This is a genomic window from Protaetiibacter intestinalis, from assembly GCF_003627075.1.
Lineage (GTDB): Bacteria > Actinomycetota > Actinomycetes > Actinomycetales > Microbacteriaceae > Homoserinibacter > Homoserinibacter intestinalis.
Genome location: NZ_CP032630.1, coordinates 1,219,031 through 1,237,830 on the forward strand (window position 1 = coordinate 1,219,031; position 18,800 = coordinate 1,237,830).

The window sequence follows — 18,800 nt, forward strand, 5'->3', positions numbered from 1 at the left end:
GGGTCGTGTTCGTCTCCCACCTCGAACTCGCCGACTTCCGGAACTACACGTCCGCCTCCGTGGCACTCGTGCCGGGGCCGAACCTCTTCGTGGGCAGCAACGGGCAGGGCAAGACCAACCTCGTCGAGTCGATCAACTACCTGGCCACCCTCGGATCGCACCGCGTCTCGGGCGATCAGGCCCTCATCCGGCAGGGCCAGGATGCGGCGATCGTGCGCGCGCGGCTCGAGCACGCCGGGCGGCAGGTGCTGGTCGAGTTGCAGCTGAACCGGCAGGGCGCGAACCGGGCGCAAGTCAATCGCGCCCCCGCGAAGCCGCGCGATCTACCGCGCAACGTGCACGCCGTGCTGTTCGCGCCGGAGGATCTCGCGATCGTGCGCGGCGAGCCCTCGGGTCGCCGGCGCTTCCTCGACCAGCTGCTCGTGCAGCTCACCCCGCGGATGTCGGGGGTGCTCGGCGACTACGAGCGGGTGCTGCGTCAACGCAACACCCTGCTCAAGTCGGCGCGGGCCGCGCGGGTGGCCGCCTCGCAGCTGACGACCCTCGACGTGTGGGATGAGCGGCTCGTCGACCTCGGCTCCGAGATCATCGAGGCGCGCGGGGCGCTCGTCGCCCGCCTGCGCCCCTTCGTCGCCGAGGCGTACGCGGCGGTGGCGGGCGAGGTGCACACGGCCGAGCTCGCGAGCGAGCTCTCGATCCTCGGTGCCCGCCCCGATGAGGTGACCGAGGTCGACAACGCCACCGTGCGCACCGAGATCGACGCGGCCGAGGCGACGTCGGCGTTCGTCGCGGCGCTCGCCCGCAACCGGCGCGCCGAACTCGACCGCGGGCTCACCCTCGCGGGTCCGCACCGCGACGACCTGCTGCTGCGGCTCAACGGCCTGCCGGCGCGGGGCTACGCGAGCCACGGGGAGTCGTGGTCGTTCGCGCTCGCCCTGCGCCTGGCATCCGCGGCGCTGCTGCGGGCCGAGTCGCCGGCGGGCGACCCGGTGCTCATCCTCGACGACGTGTTCGCCGAGCTCGACGAGGCGAGGCGGCGCCGGCTCGCGGATGCCGTGCAGGGCTACGAGCAGGTTCTCATCACGGCGGCGGTCGAGTCGGATGTGCCCGAGCCGCTCGCCGCGCACCTCGTGCGCATCCGGGCGGGGCGGGTGCTCGATGACGGGGCCGAGCGGTGAGCGAGGAGCGCGAGCCGGAGCACCTCGCGGCGTACCACCGCATCCGCCGGGTGTTCGGCGACCCGGAGGCGCGTTCGTCCGATGCGCGGCGCCGCGGCCGCGCCGCGCGGGAGGAGACGACGGTGCCGTACGGTGCCGGACGCGAGCCGCGCGGCATCGACGACGTGCTCGAGCACCTGACCCGCTCGATGGGCTGGGACTCCCCGCTCGCGAAGTCGGAGCTGCTCGTCGGGTGGCCGGAGCTCATCGGTGCGGAGGTCGCCGCGCACACCGATCCGGTGTCGGTGGAGGACGGTCTGCTGACGGTGCGCTGCGATTCGACGGCGTGGGCGCAGCAGTTGCGGATGATGCGCTCGGAGGTGCTCGCGCGGATCGCCGAGCGGCATCCGTCCGCGGGCATCGAGGCGATCCGCTTCGAAGGGCCGGACGCCCCCTCGTGGAAACGCGGCCCCCGCGCGATTCCAGGGCGCGGTCCTCGCGATACTTACGGCTGAGAAGACAAAAGAGGTCGGATGGGGCGAAAAAGGCGCTCAGAGGGGATTTTCGGCCGGTTTCCGGAGGCCCGCTGAGGTAGGATCGAAGACGTTCGCGGGCCGGGTCTCCAGGCTATCGCGGACCGACCGTCAGGAGCCCCTTCCTCTATGAATTCCCCCTCTTCGCGTCCTGCGCCGGACAACTACGGCGCCGAAGCCATCCAGGTTCTCGAGGGTCTCGAAGCGGTCCGCAAACGCCCCGGCATGTACATCGGGTCGACGGGGCCGCGCGGTCTGCACCACCTCGTCTACGAGATCGTCGACAACTCGGTCGACGAATCCCTCGCGGGGTACTGCGACGACATCCTCGTGACGATCCTCGCCGACGGCGGCCTGCGCGTCGTCGACAACGGCCGCGGCATCCCGGTGGCCGAGCACCCCGTCGAGAAGCGCTCCACCGTGGAGGTCGTGCTCACCGTGCTGCACGCGGGCGGCAAGTTCGGCGGCGGCGGGTACGCCGTCTCGGGCGGTCTGCACGGCGTCGGCAGCTCGGTCGTGAACGCCCTCTCGCACCGCCTCGAGGTGGACGTGCAGCGCGAGGGCTTCCACTGGACGATGGCGTTCCACGACGGGGTGCCGGATGCGCCGCTCGCGAAGGGCGCGAAGTCGGAGCTCACCGGCACGACGATCACCTTCTGGCCGAACGACGACATCTTCGAGACGGTCGAGTTCGACTACGAGACCCTGCGCACCCGCTTCCAGCAGACCGCGTTCCTCAACAAGGGCCTGCGCATCGAGATCACCGACGAGCGCGAGGTCGACGAGGAGGGCGCCTTCCGCAACGAGGTGTTCTTCTACGAGCGCGGCCTCGCCGACTACGTGGACTACCTGAACGCCGCCAAGAAGGCCGACATCATCCACCCCGAGATCATCTCCTTCGAGGCGGAGGACACCGAGCGCCACATGGCCCTCGAGATCGCGATGCAGTGGACGACCGCCTACTCGGAGAGCGTGCACACCTACGCGAACGTCATCAACACCCACGAGGGCGGCACCCACGAGGAGGGCTTCCGCGCGGCGCTCACGACCCTCGTGAACAAGTACGCTCGCGAGAAGGGGCTGCTCAAGGAGAAGGACGAGAACCTCTCCGGCGACGACGTGCGCGAGGGCCTCACCGCCGTCATCTCGATCAAGCTCAGCGAGCCGCAGTTCGAGGGCCAGACGAAGACGAAGCTCGGCAACACCGAGGCGAAGTCGTTCGTGCAGCGGGTGGTCGGCGAGCAGCTGAACGACTGGTTCGACCGCAACCCGAACCAGGCGAAGGATGTGATCCGCAAGGCCATCCAGGCGGCCACGGCCCGCATCGCCGCGCGCAAGGCGCGCGAGCAGACCCGCCGCAAGGGTCTGCTCGAGGGCGGCGGGATGCCGGGCAAGCTCTCCGACTGCTCGAGCAAGGACCCGTCGCGTTCCGAGATCTTCCTCGTCGAGGGCGACTCGGCCGGCGGTTCGGCGAAGACCGGCCGCAACCCGGAGACGCAGGCGATCCTGCCGCTGCGTGGCAAGATCCTCAACGTCGAGAAGGCGCGGCTCGACCGGGCGCTCGGCAACGCCGAGATCCAGGCGATGATCACAGCCTTCGGCACCGGCATCGGCGAGGACTTCGACGGCGAGAAGGCCCGGTACCACAAGATCGTGCTGATGGCGGATGCCGACGTCGACGGCCAGCACATCACGACGCTGCTGCTGACCCTGCTGTTCCGCTACATGCGGCCGCTCATCGAGATGGGCTACGTCTACCTCGCGATGCCGCCGCTGTACCGCATCAAGTGGACGAACGCCGACCACGAGTACGTGTACTCCGACCGCGAGCGCGACGCCGTCATGGAGGCGGGCCTCGCGGCCGGCCGCCGACTCCAGAAGGAGAACGGCGTGCAGCGCTACAAGGGTCTCGGCGAGATGAACCACCAGGAGCTGTGGGACACCACGATGAACCCGGAGACCCGCACCCTGAAGCAGGTGACGCTCGACGACGCGGCGATCGCCGACGGCGTGTTCGCGACCCTCATGGGCGACGACGTGGACGCGCGCCGCCAGTTCATCCAGACGAACGCGGCCGACGTGCGCTTCCTGGACATCTAAGGACACCCCATGGCAGACGACACCACGACCGAGCAGCCCCCCGCCGACCGCATCGAGCAGGTCGACCTGCAGCTGGAGATGCAGGAGAGCTACCTCGCCTACGCCATGAGCGTCATCGTCGGGCGCGCCCTGCCCGACGTGCGCGACGGCCTCAAGCCCGTGCACCGCCGCGTGATCTACACGATGTACGACGGCGGCTACCGCCCCGACCGCGCCTTCTCGAAGTGCACGCGCGTCATCGGCGACGTCATGGGCCAGTTCCACCCGCACGGCGACAGCTCGGTGTACGACGCGCTCGTGCGCCTCGTGCAGCCGTGGTCGCTGCGCTACCCGCTCGCGCTCGGCCAGGGCAACTTCGGCTCGCCCGGCAACGACGGCGCGGCCGCCCACCGGTACACCGAGACCAAGATGGCGCCGCTCGCCATGGAGATGGTCCGCGACATCGACGAGAACACCGTCGACATGCAGCCCAACTACGACGGTCGCACCGAGGAGCCGACGGTGCTGCCGGCGCGGTTCCCGAACCTGCTCGTCAACGGTTCGGTGGGCATCGCGGTCGGCATGGCCACCAACATCCCGCCGCACAACCTGCGCGAGGTCTCGGATGCGGCGCTCTGGGCGCTCGAGCACCCGGATGCCAGCCGCGAGGAGCTGCTCGACGCGATCATCGCCCGGGTGAAGGGCCCCGACTTCCCGACCGGCGCGCAGATCCTCGGCGTCAAGGGCATCCACGACGCCTACCGCACGGGCCGCGGCTCGATCACGATGCGCGCGGTGGTCAACGTCGAGGAGCTGCAGGGCCGCACCTGCCTCGTCGTCACCGAGCTGCCGTACCAGGTGAACCCCGACAACCTCGCGGTGAAGATCGCCGAGCTTGTCAAGGAGGGCAAGCTCACCGGCATCGCCGACATCCGCGACGAGACCTCGGGTCGTACCGGACAACGACTTGTGATCATCCTCAAGCGTGACGCGGTGGCGCGCGTCGTTCTGAACAATCTCTACAAGCACACGCAGCTGCAGGAGAACTTCGGAGCGAACATGCTGGCGATCGTCGACGGGGTGCCCCGCACGCTGTCGATCGACGCCTTCATCACGTTCTGGATCCGTCACCAGATCGAGGTGATCGTCCGCCGCACGCAGTTCCGCCTCGACAAGGCGGAGGCGGACGCCCACATCCAGCGCGGCTACGTGAAGGCGCTCGACGCGCTCGACGAGGTCATCGCGCTCATCCGCCGTTCGCCCGACGTCGACGAGGCGCGGGCCGGCCTCATCAAGCTGCTGAAGATCGACGAGCTGCAGGCGGATGCGATCCTCGCGCTCCAGCTGCGCCGGCTCGCCGCCCTCGAGCGCCAGAAGATCCAGAACCGCCTGGCGGAGCTCGAGGCGGAGATCGCCGAGTACAAGCTGATCCTCGCCGACGAGTCGCGCCAGCGCGGCATCATCACCGAGGAGCTCACCGAGATCGCCGCCAAGTACGGCGACGACCGGCGCACCGAGATCCTCTTCGGCTTCGACGGCGACATGTCGGTCGAGGACCTCATCCCCGAGGAGGAGATGGTGGTCACCGTCACGCGCGGCGGCTACATCAAGCGCACGCGCAGCGACAACTACCGCTCGCAGCACCGCGGCGGCAAGGGCGTGAAGGGCGCGCAGCTGCGTGCCGACGACGTGGTCGAGCACTTCTTCGTCACCACGACCCACCACTGGCTGCTGTTCTTCACGACCAAGGGCCGGGTCTACCGCGCGAAGGCGTACGAGCTGCAGGAGGCCGGCCGCGACGCGAAGGGCCAGCACGTCGCCAACCTGCTCGCGCTGCAGCCGGAGGAGCAGATCGCGCAGATCCTCGACATCCGCGACTACCATGTGGCGCCGTACCTGGCGCTCGCCACCCGCGGCGGCTACATCAAGAAGACCGCGCTCACCGAGTACGACACCAACCGCACCGGCGGCATCATCGCGATCAACCTCAACGAGGGCGACGAGGTGGTCTCGGCGTTGCTCGTCGACGAGTCGAGCGACGTGCTGCTCGTCTCACGGCAGGGGCAGTCGCTGCGCTTCACCGCCGACGACAACTCGCTGCGGCCGATGGGCCGCTCGACGGCGGGCGTGCACGGCATGAAGTTCCGCGAGGGCGACACGCTGCTGTCGGCATCCGTCGTGGCGCGCGGCTCCGACGACGAGCCGGTCGACGAGGATGCGGATGCCGAGATCGTCGACGGTCCGTTCGTGTTCGTGGTGACGGAGGGCGGCTACGCGAAGCGCACCGCCGTCTCCCAGTACCGGGTGCAGGGCCGCAACGGCTTCGGCATCCTGGTGGCCAAGATCACCGAGTCGCGGGGCGAGCTGGCCGGCGCGCTCATCGTCGAACAGGACGACGAGGTGCTCGCAGTTCTCGCCACGGGCAAGGTGATAAGGTCTGCCGTGGCCGAGGTGCCGCCGAAGGGTCGCAACACCATGGGCGTCAAGTTCGTGCAGCTCGCGGATGACGACAAGATCATCGCGATCGCCCGCAACAGCGAACGCAACCTCGCCGCATCCGAGACTGACGAGCCCGCAGAATCCGAGACCACGGACGCGGAGACCATCGCACCCGACACGGGGAAGGACGAGACCGCATGAGCAGCGTCGCCGAGAAGCTCCAGCGCAAGGAGCACCGCAGCAGCAGCAGCAAGCAGGTGCGGCTGAAGCTCGTGTACATCGACTTCTGGTCGGTCGTGAAGTTCAGCTTCCTCATCTGGCTGTGCCTCGGCATCGTGCTCGTCGTGGCGACCGCGCTCGTGTGGATCGTGCTCAACTCGACCGACGTGTTCACGAAGCTCGACGCGCTGCTGCGCGACATCCTCGGCAACGAGAACTTCTCCATCACCGACGCGTTCGGCCTCGGCCAGGTGCTGCTGTTCTCGTTCGTCGTCGCGGTGCTCAACACGGTCACCGGCACGATCCTCGGGGCGCTCGGGGCGCTGCTCTACAACCTGAGCGTGCGGTTCACCGGCGGCCTGCTGGTCGGCTTCCAGAACAACTGAGCGCTTTTGCCCCGCGCGGATGCGTGGGGTACTGTAGGCGAGGCCGTTCCGCTGGAACGTGTCTCTCGGGGCTATAGCTCAGGCGGTTAGAGCGCTTCGCTGATAACGAAGAGGTCCCAGGTTCAAGTCCTGGTAGCCCCACTGTGTTTGTTCTGCGCCGCGGTAATCCGCGGCGCGTCGCTTCGCGACCGGCACGAGCGCGGTCGCGCCGGTCGCTGGTGGAGACTTTTCGAGGTCGTCGGCGCGGTTGAGGGGGCGCCCTGCTCGCTGGTTGAGTAGCGCCCGTAGGGCGCGTATCGAAACCAGCAGCCCCGCACCCCCTACGGCAGCAGCACGATCTTCCCGCGCGAGCCGCCGCGCGTGAGCAGGGTCTGCGCCTCGACCGCCTGGTCGAGCGGCAGGGTGCGCGCGATCTCCACGTCGAAGCGCCCCTGGGCGGCGAGCTCCGCCGCCCACCGGATGCCGTCGGCGCGCCACCCGAGCTCCTCCGGTGTGAGCGCGGTCGCGCTGCCGCCCGAGAACGCGCGGATGCCCCAGCCCGGCGCATCCGCACCGCGCACGATCGTGGCGATGTGCTGCGGGTCGTCGACGAGCTCGAGCGAGGCCTCGATCGCCTCGTCGGTGCCGGCGGCGTCGAGCACCCGGTCGACGTCGTTCGGCGCGACCGCCCGCACCCGCTCGACGAGCCCCGGCCCGTAGGCGACGGGGATGCCGCCGAGCTGGCGGATGCGGTCGAAGTTCGCCTCGCTCGCGGTGCCGACGACGGTCGCGCCGAGCTCACGCGCGAACTGCAGCGCCGCCTGCCCGACCGCGCCGGAGGCCCCGTGCACGAGCACCGTCATCCCCTCGGCGACGCCGAGCGACCGCAGCGACTGGTAGGCGGTCCCCGCCGGGACGCCGAGGCCGGCGGCCTGCGCCCAGCTGAGCGCCCCCGGCTTGCGGGTGAGCCCGGATACGGGCACCACCGCGTGGGTCGCGTAGCTGCCGCGCGCGCTCGTCACGATCACCTCGTCGCCGACCGCCCAGCCCTCGACATCCGGGCCGAGCTCGACGATGACGCCCGCGCCATCCGACCCGGTCGTGCGGGGCGAGGTGAGCGGCGCGCTCGCCCGCAGACCCGAGCGGAGCTTCCCGTCGATGGGGTTCACGCCCGCTGCCTTCACCTCGACCACGACCTCGCCGGAGCCGGCCTGCGGCACCGGGCCTTCGACCACCTCGAGAACCTCCGGTCCTCCGAACTGCGCGTACTTCACGAAGCGAGCCATGTTCCCTCCAACGCCTCCGGTCGTCCGGCATTCCCCCGAGAAGGTAGGCTGTCACACCGAACGGGGCCTTAGCTCAATTGGTAGAGCGCCTGCTTTGCAAGCAGGAGGTCAGGGGTTCGATTCCCCTAGGCTCCACTTTTGGGCTCGTCGAGAGCACCGCGGACACACACCCTGGACACCCGCCAGCGCTACCGTGACAGATCGGGCACCAGCTCGGAGAACGGGACCTCATCATCGCGACTGGTGACTGCGTAGATCGCATCCGTACAGTCAGCGTCGTCAAAGCCGAGCACGCGCTGGTCATCGAGGTCCAGGGACACGGTGAAGCAGGAGAAGACGGTCGCCTGCTTGTAGCTCCACCCACCGCCGGTTTCGTAGTACCCGCTGACAAAGCCGAGCACGGTCGCGATGTCGTCATCTTGTGATGCCTCGAGTATCCGCGTCGTGCCGTACTGCAGCGAGTAGGCGTCTTCCCGGATCTCGGCTTCGGTGAGGTCGATCAGGGATCCTGCTCCGCCGAAGCGGTGGCTTTGCACTACGAAGTCGCGAAATCCCGTGGTGGGGAGGTCTGGGAGTTGCTCCTGGACCTGCTGATCGAACCCCTGAAAGTTGGCCTGTGCCGACTCGAGAGCGAACTTGCGAGGATCGGGGGTCGCGCAGCCGGACAGGACAGCGAGGAGCACAACGGCCACGCCGACCGCGGCGACACTACGGGTAGTTTCCGGCAAGAACGTCCTCCAGGGTGTCAGCGTACAAGGAGGTTCCGACTCCGTTCGGATGCACCGCCCCACACCCCGGATTGGAATAAGCGCTCGAATGGCCCGTACCGAGTTGACGGACCTCGAGCGTGCCAGGCGGGCCGGGTGCGTCACTGAGACCCGGGCGTGGGAGATCACGGCTGAGGCCGAATGGCGGATCAACGACGAGCTATACCTGCCAGGGAAGCTCAACGTCTTCTGAGGCACAGAGATGACGCCTACCCGAGAGTGTGCCCGGGTGGCTCGCCGAATTTCCCAACGAGCCCACTTTTCGCGAGGTGCACGGGTCTCGAGACGCGTCGCCGCTTCGCGGCGGCGCTCCTCGACCACCTGTGGTGGCGACGGCGTGCCACCACCCCCGGTGGTCGAGGAGCGACCGGCGTAGCCGGACGCGTCTCGAGACCCTCGCGGTCTACCGCGTGGCCGCCGTCGCGCGGGAGCGCAGGAGCATCGCGACAGCGAGGGCGAGGCCGACGAGCACGGGCACGATCGAGGCCTCGAGGCCGAAGGCGCCGCCGGTGAGCAGTTCGGGGCCGTGCGCGGTGGTGACGAAGATGCCCGGGTCGCGGTGGCCCGAGACGGCGATGCCGAGCAGACGCTCTGCGGCGTTCCACGCGGTGTGCAGGCCGATCACGAACCACAGGTCGCGCTTCCAGAGGAACGCGGCGCCGAGCATGAGGCCCGCCTCGACCGTGATCGAGACGCCGCTCCACAGGGTGGCGCCCGCGTTCAGCATGTGCGCGGCGCCGAACAGGACGGCCGTGATCCCGAGGGCGAGCGCCCGTCCGAGCACGACGCGGCGGCCGGCGAGCTCCTCGATCGCGCGGAACGCGACGCCGCGGAACACCAACTCCTCCACGATCGCGGCGCCGAGGCTCACCGCGAGCGCCGCGGCGACGGTGCCCACCGCATCCACCGGCTGCCAGGTGACGGTGTAGACGCCGAGCAGCACGAGCAGCGACACCGACACCGCGATGAAGCCGACGCCGATCGCCGCGCCGAGCAGGGCGCGCCGCGCGACCCGGCCCCACGCGAACGCGAGCTCGGGGGTCTGCCGCCCCGCGATCCGGCGCAGCACGAGGCGGTAGAGGACGAGGGCGAGCACGCCGCCGAGCAGGGTGCCGGCGGCCTCGCCCGCACTGCCGAAGGCGGAGCCGAGCACGTCGGCGAGGGCCGCCGCGGCGCTGATCGCGACGACGCCGATCGGCATCCAGACGAGCGGATGCGCGAAGAAGCGGCGCGCCTTCGACGGGGTGGCGGGGGTGGTCTGGGGGACTTCGGAAACGGTCATAGCGCGACGCTACGAGCGGCGGACGCCGGGGCGGGTCCCCCAAAGGATGACAATCCGCGGGCGGGTCAGTCGTCGACGAGCCCCGCACGGAAGGCGAGCACGACCGCCTGCACGCGGTCGCGGAGGCCGAGCTTCGCGAGCAGCCGCGACACGTAGGTCTTCACCGTCTCGCGCGTCACGACGAGCCGTTCCGCGATCTCCGCATTCGACAGCCCGGCGGCGAGCAGCCGCAGCACCTCGAGTTCGCGGGCCGTGAGCGATGCGAGTGCCTCGGCCGGCTCGGCCTTCGGCCGCAGCCGCTCCGCGTGCCGACCGATGAGCGCCCGCGTCACGCTCGGGTCGACCATCGCATCCCCCCGCGCCACCACCCCGATCGCGGCCACGAAGTCGCGCGGCGAGGCGTCCTTGAGCAGGAACCCGCTCGCCCCCGCGCGCAGCGCCTCGTACACGTAGGCGTCGAGGTTGAACGTCGTGACCACGAGGATGCGCGGCGCCCCCGGCCCGGTCTCGACGATCGCGCGGGTCGCGGCGATGCCGTCGAGCACCGGCATCCGCACGTCCATGACGATCACGTCCGCGCCGCCCGTCGCGGCGATCGCGACGGCATCCTCGCCCGTGCGGCCGGCCCCCGCCACGGTGAGGCCCGGGGCCGCGTCGATGACGCGCGCGTACGCCTCGCGCACGGCGTCCTGGTCGTCGACGATCGCCACCCGGATGGGCGCGCCGCCCGCGTCAGTCGACACGATCGGCCCCCTCGCGCAGCGCATCCGCGGGAACCCGCACGACCGTGCGCCACGTCCCGCCGGCCTCGGGGCCGGAGACGACGGTCGCCCCCACGGTCGCCGCGCGCGCGGCCATGATCGCCTGCCCGCGGCCGCCGGCAGGGGCCACGGCCGGTCGCGCACCCTGCACGGGGTTCTCGACCGACAGCACGACGCCGCCCGAGCCGTCGTCCGCGAGCGCGACGCGGATGGGCGCCCCAGGTGCGTGCCGCATGGCGTTGGTGAGCGCCTCGCGCGCGACGTCGTGCAGCACCTTCGCGGTCTCCGGTGTGAGCGTCGGTGCCGTCGAGGCGTCGAGGCGGATGGGGTAGCCGGTTCCGTGGAGCCGCTCGACGAGCGCCGCGAGGTCGGCGGGCCGGCGCGGGGCGGCATCCGATGACGCCGGGTCGAGGGCGTCGAGCAGGGAGCGCAGCTCCTGCAGGGCGGCGCGCCCCGAGGTGCCGATTCCCGCGAGCGCCCCGGCATCCGGGTCGTCGCCCCGCTGCTCGGCGGCGAAGGCGAGCGAGTCGGCCTGCAGCACCATCGAGGTGACGTGGTGCGTGACGACGTCGTGCAGCTCGCCCGCGAGGGCGGCCCGCGCGTCCGCGACCGCCGCGCGCTCCCGATCGGCCTGCCGGTCGTGCCGCAGCCGCCCCACCATGCCGAGCACCCACGGCGCCGCGAGCACGAGCCAGAAGGTCACCCAGTCGACGGGGCGCTCGGGCGACCCGGCGATCGCGAGCGCCCCGGCGAGCAGCGCGTAGGCGAGGGTGCCGAGGGCGACCGTCCACCGGCGCCCGCGTCGCTGGTGCCGCGCGCACGACCAGATCGCCACGAGCAGGCCGAGCCCCGCGAGACCCGTGTCGGCGCCGAGCAGCTGCGCGGTCGCCCAGGCCGCCCCGATGACGCCGAGGGTCGGCGCCGGCGCGAGGCGGCGCAGCACGAGGGGGAGCGTCTGCAGCAGCGCGAGCAGCAGCGCGACCCCCGCGGGGGCCGTGTCGGGCAGTTCGCCCAGCTCGAGCGCGGGGATGCCGAGGGGCAGCAGCGCCGCGACGGCGAGACCCGCCGCGAGCGCGGCATCCGAGAGGGTCTCCCGGTTCACCAGTCGGAGCCGCCGCCCGAGCCGGAGTCGAAGTCGCCCCCGCCGTAGTCGCTGCCGCCGCCCGAGTCGTACCCCGAGTCGTAGGAGCCGCCCCCGGAGTCGTAGCCCGAGTCGTATCCGGAGTCGTAGGAGCCGCCGCCCCCGCCCGAACCGCCGCCGCCGAGTCGCCCGGTCGTCGCGAGCCAGATGACCAGCACGATGATGAGCACGACGAAGAAGCCGCCGATCGACGACGACTTGGAGCGCGAGCCGGATGAGCTCGCCCGGTTCCACACCCGCTGGCGGTAGGCGGGCGGCAGCGACGAGGATCCGGATGCGCGGGAGGCGCTGCGCACCACCCCCGTCGCCTTGTGGTCCTGGTAGGTCTCGACCACGGCATCGGCCCCCGCGGTGAGCGCCGCGACGAGGTCGCCCGCCTTGAGCGAGGGGACCATCGTGTCCTTGGTGATCGCCTCGAGGTCCTGCGGGCCGACGTAGTGCGAGATGCCGTTGCCGGCCTGGATCTGCACGCGCCGCGGGTCGCGCACGAGCAGGATGTAGACGCCGTTGTCCTTCGCGTCGTCGCCGACGCCCAGCTCCTGTGCGCGCTTGCGGGCGTAGTACTCGACGTTCTCGGTGATCGTGTTGACGGTCTCGACGACGACGATGACGTCGGTGCGCGCGCCCAGCTCACGCAGATGCGTCGAGACCGCCTGCTGCTGGTCGAAGGTGAGCATGTCGGCCGTGTCGACGACGTTCTCGTTCGCCTGCTGCACCTCGGGCGAGGAGACCACGATCATCGCCGGATCGTCGGCGCGGAACGTCGACCGGCAGTAGTCGCAGTGCCACAGGCCGTTGGTGTCCTGGTGCAGCTGGGTCGACCCGCAGTTCACGCAGCGCTGCGGGGCGATGGGCGGATCCTGGCCGTCGTCGACCGGCCCGCCACCCGCGGGCGGGGTGGTTGCGCTCAGAACTCGTCCTCGTCAGCGTCGCCCACGTCGACCGATCCGACGTCGGCGAGGTCCTCGATCCACAGGTCCTCGTCGGCGCGCAGGGTCTGCCACGCGGCGTACGCGACACCCGCCACGGCGACCACGCCGAGACCGATGAGGATGAAGCCGCCGGGGCCGAGGCCCCGCTTGGCGGGTGCGGTCGGCAGCACGACCTTGCCGGTGCGGGCGGCGCTGCGCACCACCTCGCGCACGCGCGGGTCGCGCACCGCCTCGATCACGGCGATCGCCGAGCCGACGGCGCCGGAGAGCGCGGGGATGACGTCTCCCACGACCTTGTCCTTGACGGCGGACCCCGCGGTGCGGGCGCCCGCGATCCCGGTCGCGACGACCGGCTGCACGTGGTCCGTGTAGACGCCGGTGACGCGCGGCGCGACCTCCTCGCGGGCGAGGGCGTTCGCCTGACGCGTCGCCTCGCGCAGCACCCGGCTGGCGTGGTCGAGCGCCTCGCGCTGCTCCTCCCAGAGCTCGTCGGCCGAGCGCTTGAGCCTCTTCAGCTCCTTCTGACGCTTGCGGGACAGTGCCATCACGACCTCCGGTTGCGGCTCGACGTCCTCCCATCCTGCCACGGCGCCCGTGTGAAACAATGGCCGAATGGCTCTCCCCACCGCTGTCGCGACCATCCACACCACCCTCGGTGACATCAAGGTCAACCTGTTCGGCAACCACGCCCCCGTCACCGTCGACAACTTCGTCGGCCTCGCGACGGGCGCCAAGGAGTGGAAGCACCCGCGCACGGGCGAGGTGTCGACGAAGCCGCTCTACGACGGCGTCATCTTCCACCGCATCATCAAGCAGTTCATGCTGCAGGGCGGCGACCCGCTCGGTCAGGGCATCGGCGGCCCGGGCTACCAGTTCGACGACGAGATCCACCCCGAGCTGCGCTTCGACGCGCCCTACCTGCTCGCGATGGCGAACGCCGGCAAGCAGATGGGCCGCGGCACCAACGGGTCGCAGTTCTTCATCACGACCGTGCCCACCCCGTGGCTCAACGGCGCCCACACGATCTTCGGCGAGGTCGTCGACGACGACTCGAAGCGCGTCGTCGACGCGATCGAGGCGGTGCCGACGGACGGTCGCGACAAGCCGCTCGAGGATGTCGTGATCACCGGCATCGACGTCGAGACCCTGTGAGCTCACCCCGCTTCGGCGAGCAGCTCGAGGACGACCCCTCGGTCTGCTACCGCCATCCCGACCGTCAGAGCTGGGTGCTGTGCCAGCGCTGCGGGCGCACCATCTGCCCCGAGTGCCAGATCCTGGCGCCGGTGGGCGTGCAGTGCCCGGATTGCGTGCGCGAGGCGGGCGGCTCGGTCACGTGGAGCCCCGCCTCGGCCAAGCAGGTCAAGCAGCGCACCGCCGCCCGGGGTGCCGCGCGGCGGCCGTCCGCGCGCGGCCGCGTCGCGAACGCCTACCTCGACGGGAGCAGCGGTCCGCACCTCAGCTGGATCGTCGTGGCGGTCTCGGCGCTGCTGTGGGCGCTCGGCTTCTTCACGAACAACGCCCCCATCCTGCTGCTCGGCTCCTCGGTGCCGGGCCAGCAGCCCTGGGAGCTGTGGCGCTACCTGACCGCGTTCCTCACGCAGGTCTCGGTCGCCGACGGCGGATTCATCCTGCTGACGCTCGTCAACTTCGCGCTCTTCGCCTGGTTCGGGCCGATCGTCGAGCGGTTCCTGGGCCGTCGGCGGTTCCTGTTCCTGTTCCTGTTCAGCGCGGTGTGCGGTTCGGCGATCGGCACGCTCGCGGGCGGTGTGGCCTACGGCCTGAGCGGCGCGCTCTTCGGGGTGTTCGCCGCGTTCGCGGTGTCGGCGCTGCGCAGCGGCCTCAACGTGACCCTGCTGCTCGTGCTGATGGGGTTCAACCTCGTCTACACGGCGGTGGCCAACCTCGCGGGGCTGCCGCAGCTCGTGGCCGGTCTCATCGCCGGTGTCGGCGGGTGGTGGCTGCTCGAGAACCGCGGCGAGCACGGCCGGCAGGCCTACTGGATCGGGGCGGGGATCGCGGCGGGGCTGATCCTGCTGTCGACGTTGCGCCTCATCGCGCTCGGTTGACGGGGGTTCTCCACACCTCGATCCACAGTGTGGAGAGAATCACACGCGTGTAATTCCTGGAGGGATCGGACTCAGCGCCACCGCGTGGTCATCAGGAAGCCGATGAACATGATGCCGAAGCCGACGAGGATGTTGCCGGGGCCGAGCTGCTGGATCGGCAGCGAGTTCTGGCTCACGTAGAAGACGATGATCCAGGCGAGACCGAGCAGCATGAAGCCGAACATGACGGGCTTGAACCAGACCGGGTTCGGGGCGTCTTCGCTCCGCGAGGTCTCCTGAGAGGCCGGCTTGGTACGGGTTTTGGGACGGGCCATGCCGAGAATCATAACCTGCCCGGCTCGGAGCCCCGAGGGAGCATTCAGCCGACGCCCCTAGAATCCAGGCATGAGTGCCGGTCCCGAAGCCGCGCCGTCGACCTCCGCCCCCCGGCGGGCACGACGGCGTGCGCCGCGTGCCCGGCGCCGTGTCTCGATCATCGGGGTGCTCGGCGAGCTGCTCATCACGGCCGGCGCGCTCGTGCTGCTGTTCATCGCGTGGCAGCTCTGGATCAGCGAGTACCTCGTCGGCAACGAGGTCAAGCGCGAGGCGAGCGAGCTCAGCCAGGAGTGGAACCAGCAGGCGCAGGAGAACCCGACGCCCGATCCGAGCGACACCCCCGAGCCCACCGACACCCCCGAGCCCACCGACCCGGACGCCGACACCACCGTCATCCCGGTGGGCACCGCCCCCTCCAACGCGACGGCGTTCGCGGCGCTCATCGTGCCGCGCTGGGGGGCCGACTACTACCGCACGATCGCCGAAGGCGTCGGCACCAAGGACGTGCTCGACAGGGGCAAGCTCGGCCACTACCCCTCCACGCAGATGCCGGGCGCGATCGGCAACTTCGCGATCGCCGCGCACCGGATGGGCCACGGCGGCAGCCTGCACCACATCAACGAGCTGCAGCTCGGCGACCACATCTACGTCGAGACCGCCGAGGGCTGGTACGAGTACAGCTTCCGCAACCTCGAGTACGTGCACCCCACCGGCATCGGCGTGCTCGACCCGGTTCCGCAGGACCCGGCGACCGTGCCGTCCGAGCGCTACATCACCCTCACGAGCTGCAACCCGCAGTACACCTCGCGCGAGCGCATCATCGCGTACGGCGTGTTCGACCGCTTCTACCCGCGCGACGCATCCGCGCCGAACTTCGGCGCCCCCGACGAGATCGCCCCGACCGTGAATGCGAAGGCCTGATGTACGGAGCTCTCTGGCGTGTGCTGCCCGGCCCCTGGTGGGTGCGGGTGCTCATCCTGCTGGTGCTGGTCGCCGCGGTGTTCGCGGCGCTCGTATTCTGGGTGTTCCCCTGGATTGACCAGTTCATCGGTACACAGGAAGTGACGGTGGAGTGATGACCCGCGTACTCGTGGTCGACAACTACGACAGCTTCGTCTACACCCTGAACGGCTACCTGCTGCAGTTGGGCGCCGAGACCGACGTCGTGCGGAACGACTCGTTCGCCGCCGAGGATGCCGCCGAGCGCATCGCCGAGTACGACGCGGTGCTGCTGTCGCCCGGCCCCGGCACCCCGGCATCCGCGGGCGTCTCGATCCCGGTCGTGCGGGCGGCGCTCGCGGCCGGATCGCCGCTGCTCGGCGTCTGCCTCGGACACCAGGCCATCGCGGAGGCGCTCGGCGCGGTCGTCACCCACGCCGACGAGCTCATGCACGGCAAGACCTCGCTCATCCGGCACGACGACTCGGCGTTCTTCGACGGCGTGCCGCAGCCGTTCCGCGCCACCCGCTACCACTCGCTCGCGGTCGTCGACGGCACCGTGCCCGACGAGCTCGAGGTGACGGCACGCACCGACGGCGGCATCATCATGGGGCTGCGGCACCGGGATGCACCGGTCTACGGCGTGCAGTTCCACCCCGAGTCGGTGCTCACCGAGGGCGGTTACCGGATGCTGGGCAACTGGCTCGCGACCACCGGCCTGCCCGAGGCGGCCGAGCGCGCGGTGACGCTGAGCCCGCTCGTCAAGCTGGGCTGATCGCGGGGGCGGGGCTCAGGCCCCGTTGCAGAACACCACGGTGACCGTGGAGTGCTGCGGCATGTCGCCCTTGCCCGACTGGCTCGTCACCTTCTGGCCCGCGCAGCTGTTGTCGGGCGAGAGCTTCACGGTGATCTGCAGGCTCTGCAGCTGGGCCTGCGCGTCGGTGATCGCGAGGCCGGTGAGGTCGGGGACGTTCACGAGCCCCGTCGAGACGAGCAGGTTGATCGTGCTGCCCGCGGGCACCGCGGTCTGGGTGGTGATCTGGGTCGAGCTGTCGCCGACCGTCGCCGCGACCACGAGCCCCTGGGCGATGCTCGGCGAGTTGACGGGCGTCGAGGTGCCGTACTTGAGGTTCAGCTCGCCGATCTTCGCGATCGCGTCGGCCTCGCTCATGTTGCCGAGGGCGGGCAGGGTGACGCTCGGCGGACCCGTCGAGACCACCACCTCGATCGCCTCGTCGGGGCCGACCTTCTGCCCCGCCTCGATGCTCGTCGAGATGATGAGCCCCTTCTCGACGTCGGCGTCGGGGCGGTCGACGCGCGTCGGGCGCAGTCCCGCGTCGCGCAGGGTCTGGATGCCCTCGTCGGCGGGATCTCCCACGACATCCGGAACCGAGATCGCGGTGCCGGGGCCCACGATCCTCTCGGGCGAGAGGCTGAATACCCACACCATCGCGGCGACGATCACGACGACCATGACGGCGATGCCGCCCCAGATCCAGGCGACCGGCGGGCGGCTCTGGGTGCGCACCGGGCGGTTCTCATCGTTGGCGAGGCGGCGCAGGGTGGCCTCGGATGCGGCGGTCGAGTTCGGGTTCACACCGAACAGGGTCGCGTTGAAGTCGTCCTGGCCGGGCGCCCGGTCGGGCACCTTGCCGCCCACCGCCACCTCGAGGTCGGCCTTGAACTCGGCGGCGCTCTGGAAGCGGTCGAAGCGGTCCTTCGCCAGGGCGTGCATGACGACGGCGCTCATGGCGGGCGAGACGGCGGGGTTGACCGCGCTCGGCGGGGTGGGCAGCTCGCTCACGTGCTGGTAGGCGACCGCGACGGGGCTGTCGCCTCGGAACGGGGCGCGCCCGGTGAGCAGCTCGTAGAGCACGACGCCCGTCGAGTACAGGTCGGTGCGCGCGTCGACGCTCTCGCCGCGGGCCTGCTCGGGCGAGAAATAGCTCGCGGTGCCGAGCACCGCGCTCGTCTGGGCGACGTTCGCCGACGACTCGGAGATGGCCCGGGCGATGCCGAAGTCCATCACCTTCACCTGCCCGTTGGGCGTCAGCATGATGTTGCCGGGCTTGATGTCGCGGTGCACGACGCCCGCGCGGTGCGAGTACTCGAGGGCGGTGAGCACGCCCGTGATGATGCGGGCGGCTTCGGGGGCGGCGACGGGGCCGGAGCGGATGAGGTCGGAGAGCAGCTTGCCCTCGATGCGCTCCATGACGATGAACGGCAGCTGCACCTCGTGCCCGTCGGGGCCGGTGACCGTCTCCTCGCCGGCGTCGAAGACGCGCACGATCGTGGGGTGCGCCATGCGGGCGGCGGCCTGCGCCTCCTGGCGGAAGCGCGTGCGGAACGCGGGGTCGGTGGCGAGGGACGGGCGCAGCAGCTTGATGGCGACCTTGCGGTTCAGTCGGGTGTCGAGCCCCTCGTGCACCTCGGCCATGCCGCCGCGACCCAGGAGCGCGCCGATCTCGTAGCGGCCGGCCAGCATCCGGACGCCCTCGACCACCCCATCACTCACCGGG

General features: G+C 70.6%; 19 protein-coding genes and 2 tRNA genes. 12 read left to right on the forward strand and 9 right to left on the reverse strand.

The features are described from left to right. Positions 1–5 precede the first annotated feature (5 nt). From recF to D7I47_RS05910, 6 genes are all read left to right on the forward strand, one after another. Entirely contained in the window at positions 6–1,178 is a 1,173-nt protein-coding gene (recF, locus tag D7I47_RS05885; RefSeq protein ID WP_120762183.1) for a DNA replication/repair protein RecF, read from the forward strand. Then, a complete protein-coding gene (locus D7I47_RS05890) occupies positions 1,175–1,672 on the forward strand; it encodes a DUF721 domain-containing protein (protein WP_120762184.1) in 498 nt (165 codons plus the stop codon). The genes recF and D7I47_RS05890 overlap by 4 nt, the downstream gene beginning before the upstream one ends. A 147-nt stretch (positions 1,673–1,819) precedes the next feature. After that, positions 1,820–3,790: a DNA topoisomerase (ATP-hydrolyzing) subunit B gene (gene gyrB / locus D7I47_RS05895; protein ID WP_120762185.1), complete on the forward strand. Its 1,971-nt coding sequence runs from the start codon at positions 1,820–1,822 to the stop codon at positions 3,788–3,790. A gap of 9 nt (positions 3,791–3,799) precedes the next feature. After that, the gene (gene gyrA / locus D7I47_RS05900) at positions 3,800–6,409 is read left to right on the forward strand and encodes a DNA gyrase subunit A (protein ID WP_120762186.1); all 2,610 of its coding nucleotides are present in this window, start codon (positions 3,800–3,802) and stop codon (positions 6,407–6,409) included. Continuing rightward, the gene (locus D7I47_RS05905; protein ID WP_120762187.1) at positions 6,406–6,813 is read left to right on the forward strand and encodes a DUF3566 domain-containing protein; all 408 of its coding nucleotides are present in this window, start codon (positions 6,406–6,408) and stop codon (positions 6,811–6,813) included. The genes gyrA and D7I47_RS05905 overlap by 4 nt, the downstream gene beginning before the upstream one ends. A 67-nt stretch (positions 6,814–6,880) precedes the next feature. Continuing rightward, positions 6,881–6,954, forward strand: a tRNA-Ile gene (locus D7I47_RS05910). Positions 6,955–7,133: 179 nt separating this feature from the next. Here the strand turns inward: D7I47_RS05910 and D7I47_RS05915 are convergent. Beyond that, positions 7,134–8,078 carry an NADP-dependent oxidoreductase gene (locus D7I47_RS05915; RefSeq protein WP_120762188.1) on the reverse strand — a complete coding sequence of 315 codons (945 nt, stop codon included), beginning with the start codon at positions 8,076–8,078 and terminating at the stop codon, positions 7,134–7,136. A 62-nt stretch (positions 8,079–8,140) separates the two neighbouring features. On the opposite strand from D7I47_RS05915, the gene D7I47_RS05920 reads away from it, so the two are divergent. After that, positions 8,141–8,213, forward strand: a tRNA-Ala gene (locus D7I47_RS05920). 53 nt (positions 8,214–8,266) lie between these two features. On the opposite strand, the gene D7I47_RS05925 is transcribed toward D7I47_RS05920, so the two are convergent. The 6 genes from D7I47_RS05925 to D7I47_RS05950 form a co-directional block, all read right to left on the reverse strand. Beyond that, on the reverse strand, positions 8,267–8,770 hold the full coding sequence (locus D7I47_RS05925) for a hypothetical protein (protein WP_120762189.1): 504 nt from the start codon (positions 8,768–8,770) through the stop codon (positions 8,267–8,269). Positions 8,771–9,248: 478 nt separating this feature from the next. After that, positions 9,249–10,127, reverse strand: coding sequence for a CPBP family intramembrane glutamic endopeptidase (locus D7I47_RS05930; RefSeq protein ID WP_120762190.1), 879 nt, complete (start codon positions 10,125–10,127; stop codon positions 9,249–9,251). A gap of 65 nt (positions 10,128–10,192) precedes the next feature. Beyond that, positions 10,193–10,870, reverse strand: a complete 678-nt coding sequence (locus D7I47_RS05935) for a response regulator (RefSeq protein WP_227000888.1) — start codon at positions 10,868–10,870, stop codon at positions 10,193–10,195. After that, positions 10,860–11,990, reverse strand: coding sequence for a sensor histidine kinase (locus D7I47_RS05940; protein ID WP_120762192.1), 1,131 nt, complete (start codon positions 11,988–11,990; stop codon positions 10,860–10,862). Before D7I47_RS05940 ends, D7I47_RS05935 begins: the two co-directional genes overlap by 11 nt. After that, entirely contained in the window at positions 11,987–12,862 is an 876-nt protein-coding gene (locus D7I47_RS05945; protein ID WP_120762193.1) for a TPM domain-containing protein, read from the reverse strand. Before D7I47_RS05945 ends, D7I47_RS05940 begins: the two co-directional genes overlap by 4 nt. Positions 12,863–12,936: 74 nt before the next feature. Then, positions 12,937–13,548 carry a hypothetical protein gene (locus D7I47_RS05950; protein ID WP_157981647.1) on the reverse strand — a complete coding sequence of 204 codons (612 nt, stop codon included), beginning with the start codon at positions 13,546–13,548 and terminating at the stop codon, positions 12,937–12,939. Between the two features lie 25 nt (positions 13,549–13,573). On the opposite strand from D7I47_RS05950, the gene D7I47_RS05955 reads away from it, so the two are divergent. Further along, entirely contained in the window at positions 13,574–14,113 is a 540-nt protein-coding gene (locus D7I47_RS05955; RefSeq protein WP_120762195.1) for a peptidylprolyl isomerase, read from the forward strand. Beyond that, complete coding sequence (locus D7I47_RS05960) at positions 14,110–15,027, forward strand: rhomboid family intramembrane serine protease (protein WP_120762196.1); 918 nt, start codon at positions 14,110–14,112, stop codon at positions 15,025–15,027. Before D7I47_RS05955 ends, D7I47_RS05960 begins: the two co-directional genes overlap by 4 nt. A gap of 71 nt (positions 15,028–15,098) precedes the next feature. On the opposite strand, the gene D7I47_RS05965 is transcribed toward D7I47_RS05960, so the two are convergent. Beyond that, a complete protein-coding gene (locus D7I47_RS05965) occupies positions 15,099–15,341 on the reverse strand; it encodes a cell division protein CrgA (RefSeq protein WP_120762197.1) in 243 nt (80 codons plus the stop codon). Positions 15,342–15,411: 70 nt separating this feature from the next. Between D7I47_RS05965 and D7I47_RS05970 the strand changes: the two genes are divergently transcribed. From D7I47_RS05970 to D7I47_RS05975, 3 genes are read left to right on the forward strand one after another with little or no spacing between them, the layout of a single operon-like run. Next, entirely contained in the window at positions 15,412–16,263 is an 852-nt protein-coding gene (locus D7I47_RS05970) for a class E sortase (protein ID WP_120762198.1), read from the forward strand. Further along, on the forward strand, positions 16,263–16,418 hold the full coding sequence (locus tag D7I47_RS14865) for a hypothetical protein (protein ID WP_170154366.1): 156 nt from the start codon (positions 16,263–16,265) through the stop codon (positions 16,416–16,418). The genes D7I47_RS05970 and D7I47_RS14865 overlap by 1 nt, the downstream gene beginning before the upstream one ends. Beyond that, entirely contained in the window at positions 16,418–17,056 is a 639-nt protein-coding gene (locus D7I47_RS05975) for an anthranilate synthase component II (protein WP_120762199.1), read from the forward strand. Before D7I47_RS14865 ends, D7I47_RS05975 begins: the two co-directional genes overlap by 1 nt. A gap of 15 nt (positions 17,057–17,071) precedes the next feature. Here D7I47_RS05975 and pknB read toward each other — a convergent pair whose 3' ends face one another. Then, positions 17,072–18,796, reverse strand: coding sequence for a Stk1 family PASTA domain-containing Ser/Thr kinase (gene pknB, locus D7I47_RS05980; protein ID WP_319592675.1), 1,725 nt, complete (start codon positions 18,794–18,796; stop codon positions 17,072–17,074). Between the last annotated feature and the right edge of the window lie 4 nt (positions 18,797–18,800).